This is a genomic window from Johannesbaptistia floridana (genome assembly GCF_057440575.1).
Genome location: NZ_JALKVM010000080.1, coordinates 1 through 3,444 on the forward strand (window position 1 = coordinate 1; position 3,444 = coordinate 3,444).

Below are 3,444 nucleotides of genomic sequence, written 5' to 3' on the forward strand. Positions count from 1 at the left end.
CGGAGCAGGGAGCAGGGAGCTTTCGGAGCAGGGAGAGAGGGGGAGAGGGAGAGCACCGGAGCAGGGAGCAGGGAGCAGGGAGCTTTCGGAGCAGGGAGCAGGGAGCTTTCGGAGCAGGGAGAGAGGGGGAGAGGGAGAGAGGGGGAGAGGGGGAGAGGGGGAGAAAGATGGTTTTTAAGTATTTGCATCAATTATCTCATAATATAACTGATTAAACGGACTTGATAGTACTTCAAAACTTCAAGACTTCAAAACTCATTACTCATTACTTCAAAACTCATTACTCATTACTCATTATTCATCCACCACAAGTAACTTTGGGTAAAGATGCAAGATCTGAGTAATAACTGGATGCGCGTATCACCGTCAGAAAGATGATAATGAGCGTGGTTTTCGTTGTGGTGAAATTTGATCCATTTCCCGTTGTAGGGGCGCAAGGCTTGCGCCCCTTCAGCTTGCGCCCCTTCAGGCTTGCGCTCAAAAAAGTTCATTTTTGTTTTTGATTACTTAATTAGCATCAAATGTTTGTTACCTCAAAGCCTACCACCGCATCAAAAACTTACTTTTTCACCCTTACCCTATTTAGCTTCTATCCAAGTGCCGTGAAATCCGTAAGGAACTCTACAGGGTAGTTCAACTCTTACTATGGATTCTGCCCTTAAATCTTGAGCGTCAATAATGATTAATTCTGACTTCTGGGTAGATTGGTCATAAACGTAGGTCATTAACCAGCCATCATCTTCAGTATTACCTTCGGGATTGGGAGCAAAAACCACTTCACCACCATAACGTCCTTCACCGTATTTATATTCCCAAGATTCGCCGCTCTCGAAATCATATTTAATTACACCATCAAACAAAGGTAGCGGTTGAGGGGCCATAGCACCAGCATATCCATAACGGGTTTTACGTCCCAAATACAGCTCATTAACCCGAGGAAATTCTGAAGGTCTTTGATCTACTCTTTCTTCTTTTACCTGTTTAGTTTTACGATTAAATTGCCATTTAGTTAAGAATGGTAAACTATCCCCAAAAGATGATTCTGAATCATCTGTTGAAGATAAAACCTCGGTTTTAGCCATACGACAACCTAACAGAACAATCTCATCGCCTGATTCATAGGCATTGAGAGTATGAAACATATAACAGGGATCTGCTGTAAACCAAATAATATCTTCAGGTTTTCCGTGACGAGGTAAAATTCCAAAAGAACTTGGTGTATTGGCTTCAAATGCTAAAGGTGATTCTCCCTTAGCCATACGTTCAGGACGAAAAGTATAGGGTAGATTTAAAAAGATAGTATAATTTTCAGTAACTGCAAAATCGTGCATCATTACACCTACTGGTAAATCAATAGGAATAAAATGCTTGATTTCTCCGTCACTGTCAACAATACCGTAGCGCAAAAAGGGTGGCTGAACCATATTGTAGCTAATAAACATCATTTCACCCGTGATGGGATCTACTTTAGGGTGTGCGGTAAATGATGTATTTAACTTTTGATTAAAGGTTTCTTTACCAATAGTTTCTAGGGTTGGTAACTCAATGTAATAGGGTTCTCCTCCTTCCCACAAAGACAACAATTTATTACTATGCCATGCCAAAGCTGTGTTAGAAACGTTTTTACCAGATTTATAACCATCCCTAGCTGGTTCTAATAAACCTGTATAAATAGCTTTGTTTGCTTCTTTTTCTTCTAAAAACCCAGGGGTTTTTACGTAGCGGTTGCGATATGTCCCTTTACCCTGTTTAATTTCTACTTGGTGCAACATACCGTCTCCGTCAAACCAATGATATTGACCAATAGGGTCATGCTGTGGATTAGGACCATTACGGACAAAAGAACCATTTAAGTTATCGGGGATTTTCCCAATAACTGGGAGGTTTTCTACTGTGGTTTCTTCCTTGACAGGAGCAAAATTATCTGTTAAAAATGGATTACTTAATTCTTTACTAGCTGATTGTGTCATTTTATATGTTAAGTTTAGTAAACTATATTTTTAACTTAACATTTTCTCTTCATAAAAGTTTATTTGAAACAAAACTCACAGGAATTCTCCATTCTCCATTCTTCAATTGCGGAGCGTGATAGCGTCGGTTTCCAGCGCAATAATCACAATTTTCCCCATAACCCCAAGAGAGCCAGGGCTGTTTTGTTCTTGACAAAGAAAATGGTGAGGAAAAGCAGGGAGCAGGGAGCACCGGAGCAGGGAGAGGGGATTTTTTGCTAATAATAAATCCCCTTTTTTCTAAAAATAGCTAAAAAGAGCGACAACTTTTGTTGTGTCTAGCTTCTAGCTTACGACAAAATTTTAGAATAAAACAGCCCTGCCCCAAGAGAGCAGGAAAGTTCACTTATAATAGAGTATGTATGCAAAATATTTAAATTACATACATACTTTTGGGATTAATCTATAGAAATAGATTGAGGTTTACTGCCATTATCATTTTTGTTAGAACCACCATAACTATTAGGATTAAAACCTTGTTGTTCTAACCAAGTTTTCAAAGGATCATCATTAAGATTGAGACGTAAAGCTCCTGCAACAAACCCATTAACAAAGGCTAATGGTTGGTTTACTAATTCTTGGAACAAAGGATTGAGTTCTTGTAAAAACATATCGATAGGTACAAATAAGTTAAAGATATCATTTTTAGTTTAACTTATGTTGATAGTTGAGGCTATCATCTACCAATCCCAATACTGCGTAGGTTTTGAATCAAACATATTTATTTTGAGAAAGCAGGGAGCACCGGAGCACCGGAGCAGGGAGAGGGGTTTTAAGTAAAATTACTTAAGTTGTGGATAAAATGTATATTACTATACATTAATTTCTTAGACAAAATCTCAAAAAGCACTGATACACAAGTTGGTGTTTTTGTCAAGTTTTATGTTAAGAAAGATGTTTATAAAGCATAGCTTGACTAAGGAGCCCCAGGGCTGTTTCATTCTAAAAATTTACTAAAGTTGTAAGCATTTGATAGTAAGACTTTGAACTGTTTTTTCTTCTGAAAAATAAATAAGGGAATTATTATTAAGAAAAAAATGTAGAATACTTGAGAAGAAAAGATTATAGTCAGCGATCGCCTGATTTTGACCAGAGAGAATGAAACAGCCCTGTAAGGAGCCCAGGGCTGTTTCATTCATTTTTTTATTTCAAAATGTAACGTTTAAACGGTAGGCTTTTTACTATGTTTTTTAAAAGAAAAATAAATCCGAGATTTATTATTAGCAAAAAATCCCCTCTCCCTGCTCCGGTGCTCCCTGCTATACAAGGGTTTGGTGAGTTGCTTATAAAGGATAGGTACTAAGGGGGGCTTTTCATCATTTTTGTCAACATCTATTGGCTCATTGCTATAAAAGTCGTGAAACCCACTCTTTAGCCTAACCTCATATCTTGCACCAGAACTTATGTACTAAATTAACCTCAGAAAAAGTTCATT

General features: G+C 38.0%; 3 protein-coding genes. 1 reads left to right on the plus strand and 2 read right to left on the minus strand.

Annotated features, from left to right (window positions below; genetic code table 11):
* Positions 1–207: hypothetical protein (locus MW688_RS05840; RefSeq protein WP_486734995.1), on the plus strand; the 207-nt coding region annotated here is incomplete at its 5' end.
* 371 nt (positions 208–578) lie between these two features.
* Here MW688_RS05840 and MW688_RS05845 read toward each other — a convergent pair.
* The gene (locus MW688_RS05845; RefSeq protein WP_486734997.1) at positions 579–1,970 is read right to left on the minus strand and encodes a carotenoid oxygenase family protein; all 1,392 of its coding nucleotides are present in this window, start codon (positions 1,968–1,970) and stop codon (positions 579–581) included.
* Positions 1,971–2,407: 437 nt separating this feature from the next.
* Positions 2,408–2,620, minus strand: a complete 213-nt coding sequence (locus tag MW688_RS05850) for a ssl0294 family protein (protein WP_486734998.1) — start codon at positions 2,618–2,620, stop codon at positions 2,408–2,410.
* Positions 2,621–3,444 lie beyond the last annotated feature (824 nt).

Coding starts and splice junctions, on each gene's coding strand:
- MW688_RS05850 (WP_486734998.1), bottom strand. CDS start 2,620: ATGTTTTTACAAGAACTCAATCCTTTGTTCCAAGAATTAGTAAACCAA.
- MW688_RS05845 (WP_486734997.1), bottom strand. CDS start 1,970: ATGACACAATCAGCTAGTAAAGAATTAAGTAATCCATTTTTAACAGAT.